Here is a 2,540-nt window from a genome sequence, read left to right as displayed (position 1 = left end):
AATGGTTTTAAAGATAACAAATCTGGTTCTAGCTATAACAAAAATGGTTTTAATGGTAACAAATTTGGTTTCTTTATTATAACGAAAATGGTTTTAATGGTAACAAATTTGGTTTCTTTATTATAACGAAAATGGTTTTAAAGATAACAAATTTGGTTATGTATACGATGAGCCATATTTGTTAGTATTTGATTAAGATATTTTTAAAATATAGCCTTTCAAAACTTATTTACATAACTATATTATATGTTTTAAATGAAATTAATCTGAATTCCTTTATGAAAATTAGAAAGCATTTAAGGAAAACCAAAAATTAGGTTATTAAAAATTAACTATAACAAAAGAGGTATATTTGTTATAGTTATTGTAGCAATAAAGCTGGTAAGGAAAGGACGTATGTAGATATGTCTCTAAAACAAGATTTGCAGATTAAAGAGAATAATATTGTTTCGAAATCTAATACTTTAATTGAAGCAAATTCACGTTTGAATTTAGTAGAACAAAAGATGCTGCTTTGCTTGGCAAGTAATATTGAACCAAGTGATCGGGATTTTAAAACATATACATTTCCAATTAAACAATTTCATGATTTACTTGGCCTAAGTGGGTCAACGAAATATACTGAGCTAAGTAAAATTACAAAGGAATTAGTGTCTAAAGTAATTGAAATTAGGATAGGAGAAGAGTTAATACAAGTCTCTTGGCTTTCTTCAGCAATTTATAACAAAAATAAAGGGACAATTGATCTGCGTTTTGATCCATTATTGAAGCCATTCTTATTAGAATTAAGTAGTAAATTTACAAGTTATAGATTGGCTAATGTTGTTAAATTAAAAAGTACATACGCTATCCGAATTTATGAGTTATTAAAACAATATGAACATATAAAAGAGCGGACAATTAGCCTTGAGAATCTAAGATATTACTTAGATGCAATTGATGTATATCCTAATTATGCGAATTTTAAACAGCGTGTATTGAAACCTTCCCAAAAAGAATTAAATCAAAAAACTGATATATCTTTTGAATTTGAAGAAATTAAGTTAGGTAGGAAGGTACAAAAAATTAGATTTATCATACGTAGTCAAAAAAGAAAGGACACGGATTTAGCTCATTTTGAAAAAAAATTAGATGAATTTCAGCAACCAAATACATTTGAACAGAAAATTAAACGTTTTGAAGAGCGATGTAAAGGGAAAGTATATCCTACAGTATTAGAAAAATGGAAAAAACATGAGGAATTGGTTTTAGAAATTATTGATGATATCCGCTTCCGTGTAGATATAGATTCGCCAATGGGTTATGTAGAATTCATGCTTAATTCCCGATTAAAAGAACTATCCGAAACCACAATGCTAAAACAAGATATTCAAGGAAGTTTTTCTTTGGAAATGGATAATATTATAGATGCAGTAATAGCCAAATACTCAAAATCTACAGGTACTGTAGCCACATTCTTAGTAAAAGATACTGCTATTAATGAATTAATAAAAATTTGTACATTAGAGGAAGCGGAAGAGTGTTGGAAGAAAAACGAAGAATTTGTTATGGATAGTATTTATGGATATATAAAAAAGAATAGAAGAAAAAAAAGTCCCAGATAATCTTTTGGGGCTTATTTGTTATTAATAAATCAACGACTGTTATGCTTAAATATAGAAGTTGTTGGTTGTGATGGCATTTAGCAAAAATTATCAAAAAAAACATAGTAGTTATGAGTATAATTCAAATTAGATTAAGTTGATTAATGAAATTAAATAAATGAATAGGCGGTATAATAATGAAGACTAGTAAAGTGACAGAATGGATATTAGGTGGACGGAATCCGGGTAATTATATTTTATATAATGATATTAATGTGAAATATACAAATGAAGTTTCAAAAAACTTGTATTCTTTAGAAAATCACGAAGGATATGGTACATCATACTGTTTTTTGGATAAACATCTATATGTAGGTGAAAGGGTTAAATTTTCAGGGATGATAATGACAAAGTCAGTTAAAGAATATGCTGGTTTATGGATTAGGGCTGAGCAACAGGGAAAAGATCTCTGGGAGGTTTATCATATACATTCTAATTCTTTAAGTGTGGAAAATTCGTGGAAAGAATATTTTGTGATTTTAGATGTACCTAAAAATATAGAAACATTATCAGTAGGAGTGTCTTTAAAAGGTACTGGTCATATATGGTTTAGTTCAATGAGTGTTGAAATTGTAGATAAAAAGAACAATTAATGTAGATTTAAAATAAAGTGGAATCAAATATTTACCCTAAAATGTTTCTTACAAACTGTTGAGAATTCCTCTGTTAGTCTCTACATTGATATAGTAAAAGAAGAGAGGTTAGGACACATCGCTATCAAGCTAAGAAATTCATTGTACCCCAAAACGAAAAAAGATGAAAAAATAATAAAAAGCTTATCATTAAGTACTAAAAGATAAGCTTTTTCGTCTATACTTATTAAATTTTATTTGATTTCTTCCATGCTAATACTGTAATAAGATATTGAATACCAAATAGGAAAGCGAAAAGTATAAT

The 2,540-nt window shown here is 27.7% G+C and carries 2 protein-coding genes; both read left to right on the top strand.

Annotated features, from left to right (window positions below):
• Window positions 1–404: 404 nt before the first annotated feature.
• Entirely contained in the window at window positions 405–1,604 is a 1,200-nt protein-coding gene (locus tag DN403_RS30710; protein ID WP_098834136.1) for a replication initiation protein, read from the top strand.
• A 176-nt stretch (window positions 1,605–1,780) separates the two neighbouring features.
• Window positions 1,781–2,236: an AraC family transcriptional regulator gene (locus tag DN403_RS30705; RefSeq protein ID WP_098437853.1), complete on the top strand. Its 456-nt coding sequence runs from the start codon at window positions 1,781–1,783 to the stop codon at window positions 2,234–2,236.
• Window positions 2,237–2,540 lie beyond the last annotated feature (304 nt).

Source organism: Bacillus sp. AY2-1, from assembly GCF_008368965.1.
Taxonomy (GTDB): domain Bacteria; phylum Bacillota; class Bacilli; order Bacillales; family Bacillaceae_G; genus Bacillus_A; species Bacillus_A thuringiensis_S.
Note: the sequence above shows the minus strand (reverse complement) of the source record. Positions and strands in the feature narration are given on the sequence as shown.